We start from the raw sequence: 17,892 nt of genomic DNA, 5'->3' as shown, positions 1-17,892 counted from the left end.
GTACCGACTATATGTATGCAATCGAACCTATAATGTCCAGCTGTGACTAGGCAGATATCGTGACAATTCGGAGCCATAAAACCCACTTTCTACGTACGTGGACACTGTTCACCTTGCTTAAATTGCTTTTCTCCATTATAGCAGTGTGGCTAATGCGCTTTTTTATTAGGCCGCTTAAGGAGATAAGCTTGAAGGCATCAACTACAAGAATTCAATATTTAGACGGTATTCGTTTTAAACGCGTTGTAAACGCAGCTGCGAAACGTCTCATTGAAAAACACGGGCATCTGAACGACATTAATGTCTTCCCTGTACCGGATGGAGACACTGGCAGCAACATGGCAGGAACAATGGATAACGTTGTTAAAAAATCTGCCAATGCCCTTGACCAATCAATCGGTAAAATGAGTGAAATTATTGCGGAAAGTGCTCTCCTCGGCGCCCGCGGTAACTCCGGTGTTATTCTTGCCCAATTCCTTTGCGGTTTTTCTGAAGGTGTAAAAGGTCTGCAGCGAGTAACTCTTAAAGATTTTTCTGACGCAGCTTCAAACGCATCTAGACGTGCTCTTGAAGCCATATCTGAGCCGAAAGAAGGAACCATCCTCACCGTTATTCGTGACTGGTCAGATCACCTCTCTGCCAACCATCAGAACTACAACAACTTCCACGACCTCTTGTATGATTCCCTTGAGCATGCAAAAGAGTCTGTTCGTTCTACCAAAGAAAAACTCGCTTCTTTAAAAGCAGCCGACGTAGTTGATGCTGGCGCACTGGGCTTTGTATACCTTCTCGAAGGTATTGTAGAATTTACTGAACGCGGCAGCCTAAATAGACAGGAAGAACAAAACATCATTCCTGAAACTTCCAAAGGCGTGCATGACCGTGTAGCTGTTGACAGCCTCACATACTCCTTCTGTACCGAGTGCATGGTTTCCGGTGAAAACATTGACCGTGACTCCCTGCGTGAAGAAATCGGTGCACTTGGTGACTCACTTGTTGTTGCAGGTACTTCCACTAAAGTTCGCGTTCATGTTCATACGAATGAACCTGAAACCGTTTTCAAAATCGCGAATAAATACGGTGAAGTTTCTCATCAGAAAAAAGAAGACATGCTCGAGCAGCACAGAAATCTTCTCACCGTTAAAGAACAGCGCACTGGCATTCTCACCGACTCCACCTGTGACCTTCCAGACGAGTTGCTGAAAAAATATGACATTCATGTAGCACCACTCAAGCTGTACATGGATGACAAGGAAATGCTGGATAAAGTGGATATCTCCACTGAAGAATTTAATAAAATGCTTCCGGAATCCAAGTCTGTAAAAACATCACAGCCTTCTCCGGGGCATTACAAAGCACTCTACGAAGCCTTAAACGCTAACTACGAAGAAGTCGTTGCGCTCCATGTTATGGCAGCACATAGCGGCACATTCCAGTCTTCCAAAAACATGGGTGCTTCCATTCTCGACGATCCGCATGCAGTAGACACCTACACCGTTACCGGTGGTCTCGGTCTGGTTATTCTTGAAGCTGCTAAACTTGCCCAGCAAGGAAAAAGCGCAAAAGAGATTGCAGAACGTGTAGAAGCTATGCGTGACAATGTTTTTGTCCTTGTTGCAATGGACACTGTGGACTTTGCTGTTCGAGGTGGCCGTTTAAACAAAAATATCGGTGCCATCGCCAAGCTACTTAATATCAAACCAGTACTTGAGTTTGATACAAACAACGAAGGCCTATGCGGTATTGCTGCAAAATGCTTTGGTGTTCGTCATTCAGAAGCACGCCTTATCAAACTGCTCAAAAAACGTGTTAAAGGCAAAACCAATCTTCGCTTTGCTATCACCCACGTTGAAGCACCTGAAAAAGCGAAACGTCTTGCAGCTATGCTCAAAAAAGAATTCCATGCCAAGGTTGAATTTGAACTACAGGCATCTCCGGTTCTCGGTTGCTACAGTGGACCGGGAGCATGTGCAGTATCAGTTTTATGTGATTCCTAATTGAAAAGATTAAACATACTAAAAAAAGCCGCTCAAAATTGAGCGGCTTTTTTTGTATTTTACTTTTTATGACTGTTTAACAGGTCTGATCCTAAAGAACAGCGTGTACAACACCGGAACAATAATCAACGTAAGGACTGTCGCAAAGGTTAGTCCAAAGCAGATTGTTACAGCCATAGACGCCCAGAACCTATCAATAACAAGCGGCATCATACCAAGTACTGTGGACATGGCAGCCATGAGCACAGGTCTGATACGGCTTACAGATGAGTCCAGTACAGCTGCATATGGTTCTTTACCGTCAGCAATTTCAACATCAATCTGATCAATCAAAATTACCGCGTTCTTAATCAACATGCCTGAAAGTGAAAGGAAGCCGAGCAAAGCAAGGAAACCAAACGGCTGATTTGTCAGCAACAAACCACTAGTCACACCGATGATAGAAAGTGGAACAGTAAGCGCAATAATCAATGGCTGACGGTATGCGTTAAACAGCATAACAACCACAAGAGCCATTGAGAGGAAAGTAACAGGAAGTCCTTTTGCCACATATGAACGTGACTCATTGGACTTATCCCAGTCCCCCCCCCATTCCAAAGTGTATCCGGCAGGCAAGACAAGCGCTTCAATTGCGGGTTTAATTTTCTGGCGTAGTGTTTCTGCTGTCCCTACTCGCGGATCGCACTGCACAGTAATTGTGCGCTGATGATCCCTTCTATGAATAGTAGACTCTTCCCACTTCGTCGTTACATCAGACACCAACTGTCCCAAAGGAACACCTTGTGTAGACTTCATGTTGAGTACTTGAAGCATACGCATGTCTTCTACACGATGACGTTCATTTTCCGGCGGACGCAAGATAATTGGGAGCAGTTTGTTGTCTTCGCGGTATACGCCCATAGGCACCCCATCATACCCGCGCTTCATAGCCATCGCCACATCTTTACGGGTTACACCGACACGTAACCCACGCGCCTGAGAGTACTCTGCTTCAATAACCTTAACAGGCTGACGCCAGTCATCACGCACATACTTAGCTGTCGGCTCAGAACGCATGATGTACTTAGCCTTCTCTGCAAGGTCATGCAGCACAGCTCTGTCCGGCCCTCTGAACCGAGCTTCAACTTTAAACTTAGAAGCAGCACCAAGTGGAAATCTGCGCACTCGAGGCTCAGCATACAAAAACTTTTCATCCAGCTCTTTCTGGACAAAGCCGATTGTCTCATCAAGATGGTCAGCACTATCTATATTAAGAATCATCTGACCGTACGATGAGTTAGTAAACTCCGGCTCCAAAGAAAGATAGAATCGCGTTCCACCACCACCGACAAATGTGGCCACACCCTCTATTGTTGGGTACGCCAAAAGCATTTTTTCCAGCTTACCTAAGTCATCAGAAACAACTTCAACATTTGTCCCTTCCGGTAACCAGTAATCAACAATAAGTTGAGGACGACGAGATTCAGGGAAGAATGTTTTATCGACATACTTAAAGTTAACAATGGCTGCAACAAGCAAACAGCCCATGATCGCAAGCGTTACCCAACGATGGCGAATGCAAAAATCCAGTACCTTTTTATATGTGATAAAGAAGATTCCTGCATATGGGTCCTTACCTTGCATGTTCTCTGGTATTTTTAATCCAATGTAACACCACAACGCTGAAACAGTCATTGCAAGCAGCCAACTTACCAACAAGGAAACACCCACTACAACAAAAAGCGATTCACAAAATTCGCCCGTATTATTATCTGCGAGGTACACAGGCAAAAATGCTAATGCAGCAACGATTGTTGCACCAAGAAGCGGCCATGCAGTTTCAGAATATGTTTCTTTCGCAGCCTGCATTCTGTTTTTACCAATTTGCAGCTTAATAAGCATACTCTCGGTCACAACAATAGCATTATCAACCAGCATCCCCAGTGCAATAATCAATGCACCAAGTGAGATACGCTGTAAGTCAACATGCAGCACGCGCATAATGAGGAAAGTCGTTGCGATTGTTAGCAGTAAGCCAAGTCCAATCAGCATACCGCTTCGCATACCCATAAAGATGAATAACAGCCCGACAACAATAAGTAAGGCCGCACCAAGGTTCATCATAAATTCATCAATAGCTGTTTGAACAAGGTCAGACTGCATGGCTACAACAGAAATTTCCATACCAATAGGAAGAAACTGTTTAAGCTCTTCAACGCGGCGCTTTACAGCTTCACCCATTTCAATAACGTTACCGCCCGAAACAGTTGACGCAGCAAGCCCCAATGACGGCATTCCGTTGAAACGCATCTGCTTTGTAACAGGCTCCACATATCCTTTGCGAATAGTAGCAATATCCCTAAGGAGCACCATTTTGTCAGAAGCACCAGAACTTACAATCAAATTACCAACAGCCTCAACGCTATTGAATTCACCATCTACTGCAAGACGAACACGTTCGCGACCAAGGTTCACATAACCAGAATCAACAACCAGATTTTGCTTATCCAATGCATTTAAAACAGAAGCTGGAGGAATACCACGTTCGGATAGAGACGTACTGGAAACATCTACATAAATGCATTCCTGCAATGCGCCCCAAATCTCTACTTTCGCAACATTCTTTACCAGTAAAAGCTCCTTCCGAAGCTCATCAACCTGATCTTTCAATTCGGCATACGAAAAGCCATCACTTGTAACGGTAAGAAATACACCATACACGTCACCGAAGTCGTCACGGATAATCGAAGGCTTAACCCCCGGAGGGAGGGAGGGCGTCACATCACGCATTTTTTTGCGTAGGTCATCCCATATTTGGGGCAACTCATGCTTGCGTCTACTCTCCTGAATATCCACCCATACAACTGACAAACCGGAACGAGACATAGAACGGACGTGCTTTAAGCTTTCCATCTGCTGGATTGCAGTTTCAAGCACATCAGTAACTTCCTCTTCAACTTGAATAGTGCTGGCGCCAGGATACTGAGTGATTACTATAGCTGTCTTTAAAGTAAATTCAGGATCTTCCAGCTTACCCATCTGGAAATAGGAATATGCACCCGCAACAAAAAGAAGCAGTACAATAAACTGAGTTATCGCACGCTTTTTAATGGATAATTCTGCTAAGTTCATGGTGCTTACCTACTTAACGGGATCAAGCAAACGTACTTTCTGACCGGCAGATAAGTAGTGTGCACCTGCAGTAACAACCCATTCTCCCTGCTTCAGACCGTCAGTGACTTCAATTCCTTCTGAGAATATTTGACCCGTTTTAACTAAACGGTGTTCAACCGACGAAGATGAAGAATCATATACCCACACAGCAGACCGCCCTTCAGGATCTCCAACAACTGCTGTCTCAGGAAGAACATATTGGGCACTTACACCGTTCTGAGCAAAATGCAGTGTCACATTAGCAGCCATGCCAGGCAAAAAACTAATATCTTTCGGACGGATAAACTGGACAGTTAACGGATATGTTCTCGTTACAGGCTCAACATCAAGCGCTAGTTCTTTAACCTTTGCTTCGATGTACTTACCGGGAAACGCCTCAAGTTCTACAGAAATACTCTGAAGATCCTTCTGACGAATAACGAGATTGTCAGGAAGCCCAATGGTAACTTCAAGCGTCTCAATGTCCTGTAACTTAACAACGGGCTGACCAACTTGGATAGTCTGATAGTTATCCATATATTTTTCGGAAATGTATCCACTAAATGGAGCCCTGAGAGAAGCATAACCAAGATCTGTCTTTGCTTTATTCAACTGTTCAGTCAAAGATTTTACTTTTGCCTGTGCAGTCTTATAATTTGCTTCAGCCTGATCAAACGATGCCTTTGCAGCAGTATCGTTAGCAACAAGCGTACTGTAACGGCTGTAACTCAACTGTGCTTCTTTAAGTGCAGCCTTCGCACCGAACAGCTGCGCTTCAAGTCCTCGCACTTGAATTTTATAATCCGTTGTATCAAGAGCAGCGATTAAGCTCCCTTTCTTAACAAACTGTCCCTTTGAAACCGGATAGCTTGTAAGCTGACCGCCAACACGAAAAGCCAAAGCGACTTCCGAGCTTGCCTCCACTTTCCCCGGAAAAACTCTTGTTGCCCCCTGATTAGAAGCAACAACTTTCATTGCTTTTACAGGACGAATAACCTTTGCAACTTTTTCTTCTTTACATCCTGCCAACAAGGGCAGCAGGCACAACGCAATAAACAAAATTTTCCGTACCATAAAGACATCCTGTTACGCTAAGATACCGTTAAGAAATACATCTTTGATTGAGTCAATTGTCTCGTCGTCAAGCTCTCCCCTTATTGCTTCACTACGCACAATTGTTTGGCAAAAATCTTCAAACAGTCGGGCAAGCACCTCTACGTTTACCGGCTTAAAAAGTCCTGATTCAATCCCACGGGTAAACTGAATTATCAAATTCTGCTCAACAAGTTTCCGACGTTCAGCAATCATGGTATCTACAATCTCATCGCCAGAAGAACCAAACCCATTCCCGACCATGTTGTAGAGCTTGATATATTCAAACCGCTTCTTGAATGCTGCCCGTCGCATCTGTAAAAAATTCCCGATAATAGTCAGTGGGTCGGCATCACTTTGAAAAACGCCGCTCAACTCGCTGCCAATATCTTCAATTACCCCGACCATAATCTCTCTGAATAATTCCCTCTTACTCGGGAAAAACTTATAGAGAGTACCGGTTGCAAATTCAGCCTCTGAAGCTATCTCCTGCATAGAAACAGAGTGATACCCCTGCTCTGCAAACAGACGCATCGCCGCATCCATAATCTCTTGTCTGTGCCGTTCTCTCTCTCGTTCCTTTCGAGATAGCTGTGGGGAAACTGCGCTCATACACTCCTCATTCATTCTATGAATCGTCATTCATTATTTGTAGACCTACTTTTTTTCCATAAATTTTCAATAAATTCAATGCAAATAAAAAAACTCCTACTGAGTTTTAATCAACAGGAGTTTTTTGTTTACAACGTGTCAGACAGACTATTCAGCATCTTCTAGCCACTTAGTTAATGTGGCGATGATCTTTCTAGCCTGATCAGGACTAGAGATATTGAATTTGGACTGAGCGCGATATTCACCGTTCATTTTACGGTAACGACGGATCATGTATTTCTCAGGTCCGTAATCATCTTTTTTATTGTCCCACTGCTGGTAACGGAAAATGATGGTAGTCCATGCACCTTTTGTAAGAACTTCTTTATCGAGTTCTTTTACAACAAGGAGGTCACCCTCTTCATAGTTAATAGTGAGTTCTTCAATTGTACTGCTCATGCTACTCCTCGCAATCTAGAAATATTGAGCTTGGCGTACTACGCTATCGACTTCGGTGCAAGAAAATAGAAGAACCTAATCCTCGAACCCTTCAAGTTCTTCCTCTGCACCGTTTTCTGCTGCTGTCTGCCAAATATCAGGAGCTTCTCCCAAATGCCGTTTAGCCTCTCGCAATCCCAGATTAAAAGCCTTTATATTCAAGGCTAAAATCTTTGGCGGTAAGGTTTCCTCCAAAGACTTACGAATTATTCTCGGCTCTGCAAATGAAAGCAGATGCGTTACCGCTCCGAGAACTATTGTGTTTAATGTTAATTCATTACCAATTCTTTCCTTGGCAAGTTTGGTAAACGGCAGACCAACATACTGGTTTGTAGGAGCATGCTGCACAAGTTCTGAATCAACAAGTAGCACACCACCACGCTTAAGAAAACGATAGTAGGCATTACACGCAGGCTGAGACAATGCCACAAGCAGATCAAGATTTTCAGTTTTCGGAAAACTGATATCAGAACTGCTTATAACAACGTCCGCCCTACTTGAACCACCGCGTGCTTCAGGTCCGTAACTTTGTGTCTGCGTAACATTATAACCATGCCCTAACGCCAAAGAATGACCAAGAACACGCCCCAGCGTAATGAGCCCCTGCCCACCAGTGCCAGACAGACGAATTTCAAAGCGATCTATAATTTGTTGCTCTTTCATCCGACCTACTCCTCTGCCTGCAAGGACTGCCGAAGTTCAACATAACGCTCTTCAAGCCCCGGTCTATCAAGATTCTGGAAAATACCCGTCGGAATTCTGGTGTCACCTTCCTTAAGTTTTTCAACTTTCACGGTGTTCTTCTTTAGCCAAGTGTACATATCAACAACATGGCGGAATTTATTCTTACGTCCATACTGAGTTGGACACGGTGTAAGAACTTCCAGAACAGAGAAACCAGAATGCTTAATGGCCTTCTGCATCAAGTCATCAAGCTGGTTTGCATGGAACGAAGTACTGCGCGCCACATAGTTTGCGCCCGACGCTTTCGCCAGTTCAACCGTATCAAATGGCTGTTCTAGGGAACCAAATGGTGAAGTCATAGACATATCGCCCATTGGTGTTGATGGAGAACACTGTCCGCCCGTCATTCCATAAATCTGATTATTCAATACAAGCGCTGTGACACCAATATTCCTGCGTGCGGCGTGAATTAGATGGTTACCGCCAATAGACAATGCATCCCCATCGCCCATCACACAAATAACATTCAAATCAGGATTCGCCATTTTAATACCAGTGGCAAACGTCAACGCCCTGCCATGTGCAGTATGCACAGTATTAAAATCGACATATACAGCCATACGACCGGAACAACCGATGCCGGCAACAAGAACAACATCGTCTTTAGGAAGCTGTAAGGCATGCACACTACGCACAAGGGAACCCAGAACGATACCATGCCCACACCCAGCGCAGAACACATGCGGGAATTTTTTATTATGCCGCAGATATTCGTGGATAAGTTTTGTAACGTCAGACATGTTACACCTACAATATGCCTTTGAGAATTTCAGACGGAGTAATGATCTGCCCATCCACTCGGTTCAATGTACGAATACGGGAACGCCCGTTATTCACACGTTTAACCTCACGAGAAATTTGTCCCATATTCATTTCCGGAACAAGGATGTGCTCACATTGCATGCATAGCCTTTCTACTGCCGGACGAGCGAACGGGAACAACGTCTTCAAAGTAAGCAACCCCACCTTGTGACCGCGTGCCCGAGCCAGATCCACAGCATGATGTGCAGACCGTGCTACACATCCGTACGCAACGACAGCGTAGTCAGCATCCTCAAGGCAATATTCATCTACGAGTACGACATCATGGTAGTAATTATCAATTTTGCGGAATAAACGAGTCATAAACTCATTAACTTCATCTGGTCGTGAAGTCGGGTACCCCATCTGATCATGGGTAAGCCCAGTCACATGACAGCGATAACCTTCACCTATAGGTGCCATTGCGGGAACACCACGTGCAGCTTCTGTATACGGTTTAAACCATTCAGGAGGAACGGCAGGCAGCATTCTATACAATACTTCCAACTCATCTTCGTGAGGAATAGTAATTTTCTCTCTGGTATGTGCCGTCACTTCATCAATCAATAAAATGACTGGAGTACGGTACTTTTCAGCCATATTGAATGCTGTAACAGTCATTTCCAAACATTCTGGAACAGTGGATGCTGAAAGAACGATAATAGGATGATCCCCATGCGTTCCCCACCGAGCCATCTGGACATCACCTTGTGCAGGTGATGTCGGCAAACCGGTACTTGGGCCACCGCGCATGACGTTTACAATAACAAGCGGGGCTTCCACCATACAGGCGTACCCGATAAGTTCCTGCTTAAGTGAAAATCCTGGACCGGAAGTCGCAGTCATGGCTTTACGCCCTGTCAACGAGGCACCAATTGCAGCTCCCATACTCGCAATTTCATCTTCCATTTGTAAAAAAACACCATCTTCAGTGAGGGGCAGGCGATTTGCCATAATCTCCATAATCTCTGTAGATGGTGTAATAGGGTACCCCGCGTAAAACGTGCACCCGGCCAAAAGTGCGCCCTGAGCAACTGCCTCATTGCCCTGAGCAAATAATTCCTTTCTTTTTCTACGCCTTTTGTGAGCCATATCTAGCCCTCTGCAACTGCTTTTTGAGGAATTAAGTCTGATTTCACAGCCCCGCCAACTTCGCCTGGCTCACAGCTGTCTCTACACCGCACACCGTTTGCAGTAAATTTGGGTCTAACCGCAATCGCAAAATCCGGACAATGAAGTTCGCAAAAACCACAGTTAATACACTCTTCAGGCTGTACTACCTCTGCTTTGCCTAGCGCATTAAGTTCAAGAACCTTTCCCGGACAGAATGCAACACATAAACCGCATCCTTTGCACCAATCCGGGTACACACACACAAGAGTTTGGCCTTTTGTCTTCTTTGGCATTGCCGCACCGGACACCTGTAGCTTGTGGTGGTATAACCACCGATGAAACCAAGCTCTCCGCTTTGCCGAAGCAAAAAGAGAGAAACCTTAAAGCTCAGGACACATATTTTGAACGACTTCGAACAAAATACTTACCTAGGCTGTTACATGCTGCTTAAGCTCACTGCAAGACAATTTAGGAATTTTTGTCAGTAATAATGCAATTTTATGAAAACAATACTGACTTTATAGTGTTTGACTTTTCAATCACTCGCTCTTTGTTCCAAATAAAAACTGCATTTGGGTACAGTGTAACAAACAATTAAAAGCAGCTTACACGTATTGTCCTTACTACCCTTTTCACACTAACTTTTTATTACTTCACAAATAAAAAAAAGCTGAGGACGAGCATCCTCAGCTTAGTGGCATTATTGTAACATTATATATGTGGGCATAGATGTAAAAATAATCTGCCCGTTGTCTGCAGTTTTATCCCGCGGCATTTTCTTCCTGCGGCATGCTGTAAAAATATCCCACACCACGCACGGTAATTATTCGCTCAGCCCTGTCGCTTGCTTCACCAAGCTTCTTACGCAGCTTACTAATATGCACATCAATACTGCGGTCATACGGCGCCAATTCTTTACCCAGCGCTTTCATGGACATGAGTTCACGAGGAACAGTTTGTCCGGCAGCATTAATCAACATTTCAAAAATAACATATTCCACATGTGTCAGCCCCAAGTTCACTCCGTTACGGCGAATAAGTCTGGCACTAGTATCAATCTCCACACCATCAAACATATACGCACGGCTACGTGAAATAGAACCAACATAGTTAGTTCGACTTCTCCGCAACAGACTTCGCACACGGGCAATTAATTCCCGTTCCATTACTGGCTTGAACAGAAATTCATCTGCCCCCATCTCAAGTGCAACAATCTTGTCAATCGCATCCGTACGGGAAGACACCGCAACTATAGGAATATGAGAATTGCTTCGCAAAGAAGCAAGAAAATCAAACCCGTTCATATCGGGCAAATTCATCCCCATTATCAGCAGATCATACGCACCAGTAAGCTCCAGTGCAGCAACTTCTGCCGCGCTCTCACATTCTGTACACGTAAAGCGTTCTTCACGCAGAGCGTTTGCATACGCACTGCACGCTTCTTTATCTGAGTCAACTAACAATAGAGAATACATATACTGTCCTTGTGGGCATTTTTTTCCGATGCCCGCCTTCTGCATATAGATAATACAAAATCAGTGCCAATCACCTAAATCTTAACATTCAGCCTTGGAAAACAGCGTCAACAGGCACTTCTGCGTTCTAAAGAAATATTAATGAAGAGGAAAGGGAAAGATTATCCCGTCTTGGCACGCTCTATGCTCTATTTACAGCAACTAGAAATTTCACCTCTCTGTGTGGCAATTTTTTCCGTCCGCCTTCTACTCAGGAAAGAACACACTTGGAGGCTTACATGGAACCGACTATCATTACAGAACGCTCTATCGTTTCTACTCAGTGCCCAGCATCAACAAAAACCAATTCTAATGACGAACACCTTGTTGCATTATGCCTTGAAGGAAACCAGGCTGCTTGGAACCGTTTCGTTTCTGAATTTAGTGCTATCATCCGCCATGCAGTTTCCTGGACGCTTAACCACCATGGTGCAAACGCCGATGCAGCTGACGATATCGTGCAAGATATCTTTTTCCGACTTATTAAATCTGAATACAGACTGCTCGAAAACTGGGACAGCTCCCGCGGCACATTAAAAACCTGGCTAGCAGTTGTCTCTCGCAGCGCTGCCATCGATTTTGTCCGCACCGACCGCACCTATTTATATGATGCAATTGAAGAGCACGAAGACCTTAAAGCAGAAATGACAAACTTCCTCGATTTGCCGGAATTGCCACTGGACGTTCTTTCTACCAGACAGAAAAGCGTACTCCAGTGCCTGTACGGTGAAGACCTGAGTGCAGTAGAAGCTGCAAAACAGCTCGATATTCACCCGCAAACAGTACGAAGCATCCATCACACAGCCCTGCAAAAGCTTCGTGCAGCGATTATCAATTAAGAACTTTAATTCTTTTTAACCATAAAAAAAGAATTCCTTAGCTCTCATTTAACAAAATGAGAGCTTTTTTGTTGCTAAAACCAAATATATAACTGGCTGTTTATAAAGAACATATTTTTAAAAGATAAAAAAAACGCAAGAAAAGCAAAAAAATCTATTTTTTTTGTAAACCTTTTTCCGGTGGGGACGATTAGGTAAGTAACACGGCGCTCATGGATGAGAGCCAACTACAAATCATTATTCAATATCTTCACGGAGGAAGTTATTATGGCATTAGCAATCAACAACAACCTGATGGCAAACAACGTTACCCGTAACCTTCAGTCTCATTACGGTAAACTGAACCAGTCCACTCAGCGTTTATCTTCCGGTCTTCGTGTTAGCTCTGCAGCAGACGACGCAGCTGGCCTCGCAATTCGCGAACTCATGCGTTCAGATATCGCAGCTCTCGGTCAGGGTATTCGTAACGCAAACGATGGTATCTCCATGATCCAGACTGCAGATGGTGCTCTTGGCGTAATTGACTCCAAACTCATCCGTATGAAAGAGCTTGCAGAACAGGCATCTACCGACACATACACCGCTGATCAGCGTACATTGATCAACCAAGAATATCAGGCAATGGCCAAAGAAATCACTCGTATCGCTTCTGATACTGACTTCAACGGCAGCAAACTTCTCAACGGCGACCAGACCAAACTTCACGATGTTCGTGGCTCTATTAAATACGCAACCGTTGGAGATAGTACTGTTTCCCAAAAAGGTGAGCGCGTTAGCATTGTAAGTAACAAAGACGGTGAAAGCGTTGAAGTTACTAACCAGACTGCACAGGGTTTTGAAATTAAATCAACCTTTGCTCTTGATGACAAAAAAACCCTGACCTTAGTTCAGCAGACAAAATCTAAAACAGAAGGTGCATTAGACGAGGTTGGTTCTAAAGTAAGCGTTCTTGCTGATGAAACTACTGCATTTGAAACAACTGACCTTAAAAGTTCTGCCGATCTGACTGCATACTACAAACAAGCCATTACAGACAAAAAACTCACAATGGAACAGTCCTCAGACGGTGGTAAAACCTGGACTAACGTTAAACTTGGTGAAGACTCTGCTGCAGGCGGAATGGTAAGAATCACCGTACAAGAAGAAAACAGCAAACGAGTAGACACATTTACTCTTGGCAAGTTCCAAAAAGATGGTACTACTGCGTCTGTAGCTAAACTTAATATAACAACTGATGGTGCCCTCACAACTAAAGGAGCTGACACCACAATCACTCACACAAGCACCACTTACACCACAACTAACGTTCACTTCGGTTCAAGCAGTGCTTCAACTGATAGCTACAACGTTAACATTGGTCGCTCCGATGCAACATCTTTGGGTGTAGGTACTGCTGCTGATGACAACGTTCTCACTCGTGAAATGGCAAAAGTTGCTTTGAACAATATTAACAACGCAATTGCCAAAAAAGATGCATCCCGTGCAGAGCTTGGTGCTACTCAGAACCGCCTTTCTGCTACCATTGAAAACATCTCTGTTCAGAAAGAAAACCTTCAGGCTGCTGAGTCCCGTATCTCTGACGTAGACGTAGCAACTGAAATGACTGAATTCAACAAGCAGCAGATCCTTGCTAACGCAGCTGTTTCTATGCTCTCTCAGGCAAACAACCTGCCTAAGATGGCTCAGAAACTCCTCGGCTAGTAAGAACATCAGCTCTTATTCGCTCATTACCCCTGCCTCAAACGAGGCAGGGGTTTTCTTTTTTTACAATGCGATGTGAACAACCCCTTAGCTAACTCTGTCAACTAGCATAAAAATCAGTAAACCTTCTTTTCACCTTACTCATCATAACCACCTACTCATTAAATAAATGAAACAAACCTGAAAGTTAACATCAAAAGAAAAAGATAAAAAACAAACACACAGCCAACTTCACCGTCAAGCAGACATAACCTTGACTCATCTGTGCGTCTTATTAGCAAGAAAACATTTGCTCCCATGGACTATTAAATACTAGATTGAGAGCTAAAAAACACCGGCGTCGCCTAGTTAACACTATTACCATCCACTTTCCGTTACCGCACGAGTTCGTTCTCCTACGCACGTGTCCAAGCGCTCTCTTACTTATTCAAAGCTCACCCCTAGTTATTTTTAGTCAGACTCTACCCAAACACGGTGACAACACGTATGTGCTATACTGCATACACAAAAAAAGGTGACATCGTTACGATGTCACCTCTCATACAGTGCCTATTTCTAGTCTTTTGCCAACTGACTCTTCAATTGGAACTCTAACATTTTCTGGATGTTTTGATAATTAGCAAGTGTCTTTTCTGTCGCAGCATATTGTGCAATAAGCCTTTTTTCCAAAGCCGTAACACGAGCAAGCTCATCAGCCATCTTCTTTTTTAAGCCACTAGCGGGATCATCTATCTGCTTTTTGTACCCTTTAATCATAACGACAAAGGTACCTTTTTCAACTTCAGTAATCTCGTCTAGGGCTCTTATCGTCTCTTTTACTTTCCCTTCCTTAATTGCAATTGTAGCTGAGTGCGTACCAGCCGAGGTGTCAACCACCTTAAAAGCAAGTCCCTTAGCATCACCCTCATTTACAGTCGCAATTCGTGTACTTACATTATAGCCAACCTTACGCTCAACCCCATTTATCTTCATGGTGATATCATGAGACTCTCCAGTGGTCGGTAATGTCCCACCATCGTATTCAATGGCATACGTTCCAGGCTTTGTGAAGCCAAATGAGTACATGCTGCTATTATATTCTAATACACTAGAATTACTACTTGAACCTTCACCCTCGGCAGCAAAAACTTTTGCAACAGCCTCTGGGTCAGCTTTAAGAAGGTCCATAAAAGTTTTAGTGCCGCCTTTTATCACTGCAGCATTTTTATCAAACTCAAGCTTGCCGTAGTTTTTATCACCCTTACGTGCAATCGTTTTAATTCCAAGGGCACTCAGCGTAACGTACAAGTCATTACCCGCTCCACTCCCTTCTATAAAACCATCCCCTTGAGTCGCTAAAACATTCTTTAATTTATCTTCAACGGATTTTATTTGTGAATTGCCTTTAAGGCTATAATTCACACCTTTTTTATCAAGGTCTTCATTTTTATAATTCTTGACTAAATCAAAACCTGTTCGCAATTCATTTGTGAGCTTAACAAATTTTTCTACATTGGCCACAATTGCATCAAAATCTGTTTCAACTTTGATTGTTACGGTTGTTCCAGGCTCTTCTGCATTTAAATTATAAGTCACGCCTTCTGTAACATCACTTACAGAGTTTGAACCACGCTGGAGATCAACACCATCTACCACCAACTTTGCATTCTTGGAAGGAGTGGGAACGATGTCCTTAGTTTCTGGTGGCAAGGGAACCGCAGGGTCTTTTTGTCCTTGAAGTACTGCCTTCAACTCTGCTGACAACCCTATATTGTGTCCAGCGCCAAGCTCCATACCACGAATCTGAAGTTTATACTTAGATTCATGTCCAAGATCGATAACTGAAGTTTTAACTTTATTACCTGAAGCTGTTGCTATAGCTGTAGCTAATTCTTTTGTCGTCATTCCAGACTTAACATTTACAGTGTACGTTTCACCATCATACGTAAATGTCATATCCTTAGCTGCTGCAGTATACGCAACTTCTCCAATATCATGGGAAGAAACCGTCGCAACCGAGGCAAGCTGTTTTACTTCTAAGGTATGCGATCCTTCCTGAGCACCAGATTTAACGGTAGCCGTAACTACGTCTGTTTTCGAAGAAGTAACTTTTCTTACAAGAAACTCATCAATTGTATCCATTGATTCAAGCTGTTTCTTGTATGTTAAGACAGTCCGGTTTAACCCTTCAATCTGATCTTTTTTAAAAGTTGTTTCCGCTTCCTGTTTAGAAAGTTGGTTATATCGATACTTCTCGGTTTTAACCGTTGCATCAATAATCTTGTTAAAATCCGTTTTTGTTGCCCAGCCTGCAAATACCGTTTTGGATGACCAATAATCAGACATGACTCACTCCTACCTCAAATAATCGAGCAAGCTTAAGTTCATTACTTTTGCACTGGTGGAAAGCACTGATTTATAGATGTATTGGGCCCGCTCTGACTCAGTTGAAATTTTGGCAACATCTACATCCTGAATAGCAGAAATTCGTGACTGAGTGGAAATTTTGCTCTTTCCATGTGCATCAAGCGCAAAACTCAAACGATTTTGCCTTCCACCAAGTACGCCTGTTTCAGTGGTGATATGTTCGTTAGCTAACTTAAGATTACCTAAACATTTCTTCACACCATCCTGATCGTCCATTTCTAAAGAAGCTATAAGATTTCCTACAACTTCAAAGATATTTTTTTCTGGTGAAAGGCCGTTTGCTGGTCCAGTAGCACCTGTCATCTTATCTGCATACAACCCGCCAAAGAAATTTGAACCAACACTGTTAACCTGAACACTGTTACCTGCACTAATCTCAATACGAATTGCAGAATCAATCGGCTTTACAACAAACTGCTCACCTTTGGTCAGGGTACCGGTGCCACCTAAATCAAGCTGGCCGCCAGGGATATTCAAAAACTTATCTGCTGAAGCTGTTGCTCTAATCCAGGATGCGCCATTATCAAGACTATAAGAGTACTCAATATCTCCTACTGCTGGGGCAGGTGGTGTCGGGACTGGGGTAGTTCCTGGAATACTTACTGATGGATCATTTTCAATACGAATCGCAATAGGGGTTTTAAATTCCCCCCTTGCTACGGGATCAAGAGAAGGGTTTACACCGTAATATGATGCTTTTGCTTCACCATCAATGGAGCCTTTGTAAATTGCAGCAGGCCTGATCCTCATTGTGGTGTCCTGCTTAATTTGTTCACCTTTTTTAAAGTTTACTTCAACGCCTCCAAGTCGAACTGAAAGTGTATCAGTAACTCCGGCAGGAATAGTTGCATCCTTCCATGTCTTTCCTCCATCCTCTGAGTACTTAAATGGAATAGCTACGTCACCTACGTTCGTAGTGGCTGTAGGCACTGGAAATTTAATAGCAATAGTTTTCTTAGCATCACCTTTGACGCTATGCACCAAAGTTGGCTTTGCATTCTCAACAGTTGCACCTAGCCCCACTTCATATGCCGGGCTATCAATTGCAGCACCTGCAAATAAGGAGTTGCCTGCATAATCACCATTCGTAAGACCAATAAGTTGAACCTGAAGTTCTCGAAGCTCTTTAGCAATCAATCCGCGTTGCTTATCTGTAAGCGTACCGGTTGCACCCTGGTTTGCCAGTTCCTGCATGCGAATAATTGTTTTGCTGATGGTACCAAGTTGTTCGTTCGCAGTATCAAGCCAGCCTTTTGCTGAGTTAATATTCTCATCATACTGAGCTAATGAGTTGATGTGCTCCTGAAGATCAAGCACCATAGCTGCACCACTAGGATCATCAGAAGGACGGTTGATACGCTTCTGGCTTGAAGCCTGTTCGCTCAAACGAAGGATAGTATTCATTGAGCCATTCATGCCGTTAATGGACTGGGTATATAACATACTACGAGCAATACGCATTGT

The 17,892-nt window shown here is 43.6% G+C and carries 14 protein-coding genes and 1 pseudogene; 4 read left to right on the top strand and 11 right to left on the bottom strand.

The genetic code is table 11. From position 1 onward, the window contains the following. The first annotated feature begins 188 nt into the window (after positions 1-188). The gene (locus BUR09_RS02270) at positions 189-1,997 is read left to right on the top strand and encodes a DAK2 domain-containing protein (protein WP_084539293.1); all 1,809 of its coding nucleotides are present in this window, start codon (positions 189-191) and stop codon (positions 1,995-1,997) included. A gap of 66 nt (positions 1,998-2,063) precedes the next feature. On the opposite strand, the gene BUR09_RS02265 is transcribed toward BUR09_RS02270, so the two are convergent. From BUR09_RS02265 to BUR09_RS02225, 9 genes are all read right to left on the bottom strand, one after another. After that, positions 2,064-5,108 (bottom strand): efflux RND transporter permease subunit, encoded by a 3,045-nt coding sequence (locus BUR09_RS02265; protein WP_074215328.1) that lies wholly within the window; start codon positions 5,106-5,108, stop codon positions 2,064-2,066. A 9-nt stretch (positions 5,109-5,117) separates the two neighbouring features. Beyond that, positions 5,118-6,203, bottom strand: a complete 1,086-nt coding sequence (locus tag BUR09_RS02260) for an efflux RND transporter periplasmic adaptor subunit (protein WP_074215327.1) — start codon at positions 6,201-6,203, stop codon at positions 5,118-5,120. Between the two features lie 12 nt (positions 6,204-6,215). Beyond that, positions 6,216-6,833 (bottom strand): TetR/AcrR family transcriptional regulator, encoded by a 618-nt coding sequence (locus BUR09_RS02255; protein WP_074215326.1) that lies wholly within the window; start codon positions 6,831-6,833, stop codon positions 6,216-6,218. Between the two features lie 147 nt (positions 6,834-6,980). Further along, a complete protein-coding gene (locus BUR09_RS02250; RefSeq protein ID WP_074215325.1) occupies positions 6,981-7,271 on the bottom strand; it encodes a hypothetical protein in 291 nt (96 codons plus the stop codon). Positions 7,272-7,346: 75 nt separating this feature from the next. Then, positions 7,347-7,973, bottom strand: coding sequence for a 2-oxoacid:acceptor oxidoreductase family protein (locus BUR09_RS02245; RefSeq protein WP_074215324.1), 627 nt, complete (start codon positions 7,971-7,973; stop codon positions 7,347-7,349). 5 nt (positions 7,974-7,978) lie between these two features. Further along, positions 7,979-8,794 carry a 2-oxoacid:ferredoxin oxidoreductase subunit beta gene (locus tag BUR09_RS02240; protein WP_074215323.1) on the bottom strand — a complete coding sequence of 272 codons (816 nt, stop codon included), beginning with the start codon at positions 8,792-8,794 and terminating at the stop codon, positions 7,979-7,981. Positions 8,795-8,801: 7 nt separating this feature from the next. Next, entirely contained in the window at positions 8,802-9,947 is a 1,146-nt protein-coding gene (locus BUR09_RS02235) for a 2-oxoacid:acceptor oxidoreductase subunit alpha (protein WP_074215322.1), read from the bottom strand. A 2-nt stretch (positions 9,948-9,949) separates the two neighbouring features. Beyond that, positions 9,950-10,261 (bottom strand): 4Fe-4S dicluster domain-containing protein, encoded by a 312-nt coding sequence (locus BUR09_RS02230; protein WP_074215321.1) that lies wholly within the window; start codon positions 10,259-10,261, stop codon positions 9,950-9,952. Positions 10,262-10,729: 468 nt separating this feature from the next. Then, complete coding sequence (locus BUR09_RS02225) at positions 10,730-11,443, bottom strand: response regulator transcription factor (RefSeq protein ID WP_074215320.1); 714 nt, start codon at positions 11,441-11,443, stop codon at positions 10,730-10,732. Between the two features lie 278 nt (positions 11,444-11,721). Here BUR09_RS02225 and BUR09_RS02220 point away from each other — a divergent pair, with 278 nt between their 5' ends. The 3 genes and pseudogenes from BUR09_RS02220 to BUR09_RS17145 all read left to right on the top strand — a co-directional run bounded on the left by BUR09_RS02220 (position 11,722) and on the right by BUR09_RS17145 (position 14,022). After that, the gene (locus BUR09_RS02220; protein ID WP_074215319.1) at positions 11,722-12,321 is read left to right on the top strand and encodes an RNA polymerase sigma factor; all 600 of its coding nucleotides are present in this window, start codon (positions 11,722-11,724) and stop codon (positions 12,319-12,321) included. Between the two features lie 267 nt (positions 12,322-12,588). Beyond that, positions 12,589-13,011, top strand: a pseudogene (locus BUR09_RS17120) (flagellin N-terminal helical domain-containing protein); the annotation flags it as partial. Positions 13,012-13,368: 357 nt separating this feature from the next. Continuing rightward, on the top strand, positions 13,369-14,022 hold the full coding sequence (locus tag BUR09_RS17145) for a flagellin (RefSeq protein WP_084539330.1): 654 nt from the start codon (positions 13,369-13,371) through the stop codon (positions 14,020-14,022). 555 nt (positions 14,023-14,577) lie between these two features. Here BUR09_RS17145 and fliD read toward each other — a convergent pair. Continuing rightward, positions 14,578-16,347, bottom strand: coding sequence for a flagellar filament capping protein FliD (gene fliD / locus BUR09_RS02205; RefSeq protein WP_074215318.1), 1,770 nt, complete (start codon positions 16,345-16,347; stop codon positions 14,578-14,580). A 9-nt stretch (positions 16,348-16,356) separates the two neighbouring features. Then, a complete protein-coding gene (gene flgL / locus BUR09_RS02200) occupies positions 16,357-17,889 on the bottom strand; it encodes a flagellar hook-associated protein FlgL (protein ID WP_074215317.1) in 1,533 nt (510 codons plus the stop codon). Positions 17,890-17,892 lie beyond the last annotated feature (3 nt).

Origin of the sequence: Halodesulfovibrio marinisediminis DSM 17456, assembly GCF_900129975.1 — a bacterium.
Lineage (GTDB): Bacteria > Desulfobacterota > Desulfovibrionia > Desulfovibrionales > Desulfovibrionaceae > Halodesulfovibrio > Halodesulfovibrio marinisediminis.
This window is presented reverse-complemented; position numbering and strand designations above follow the sequence as displayed.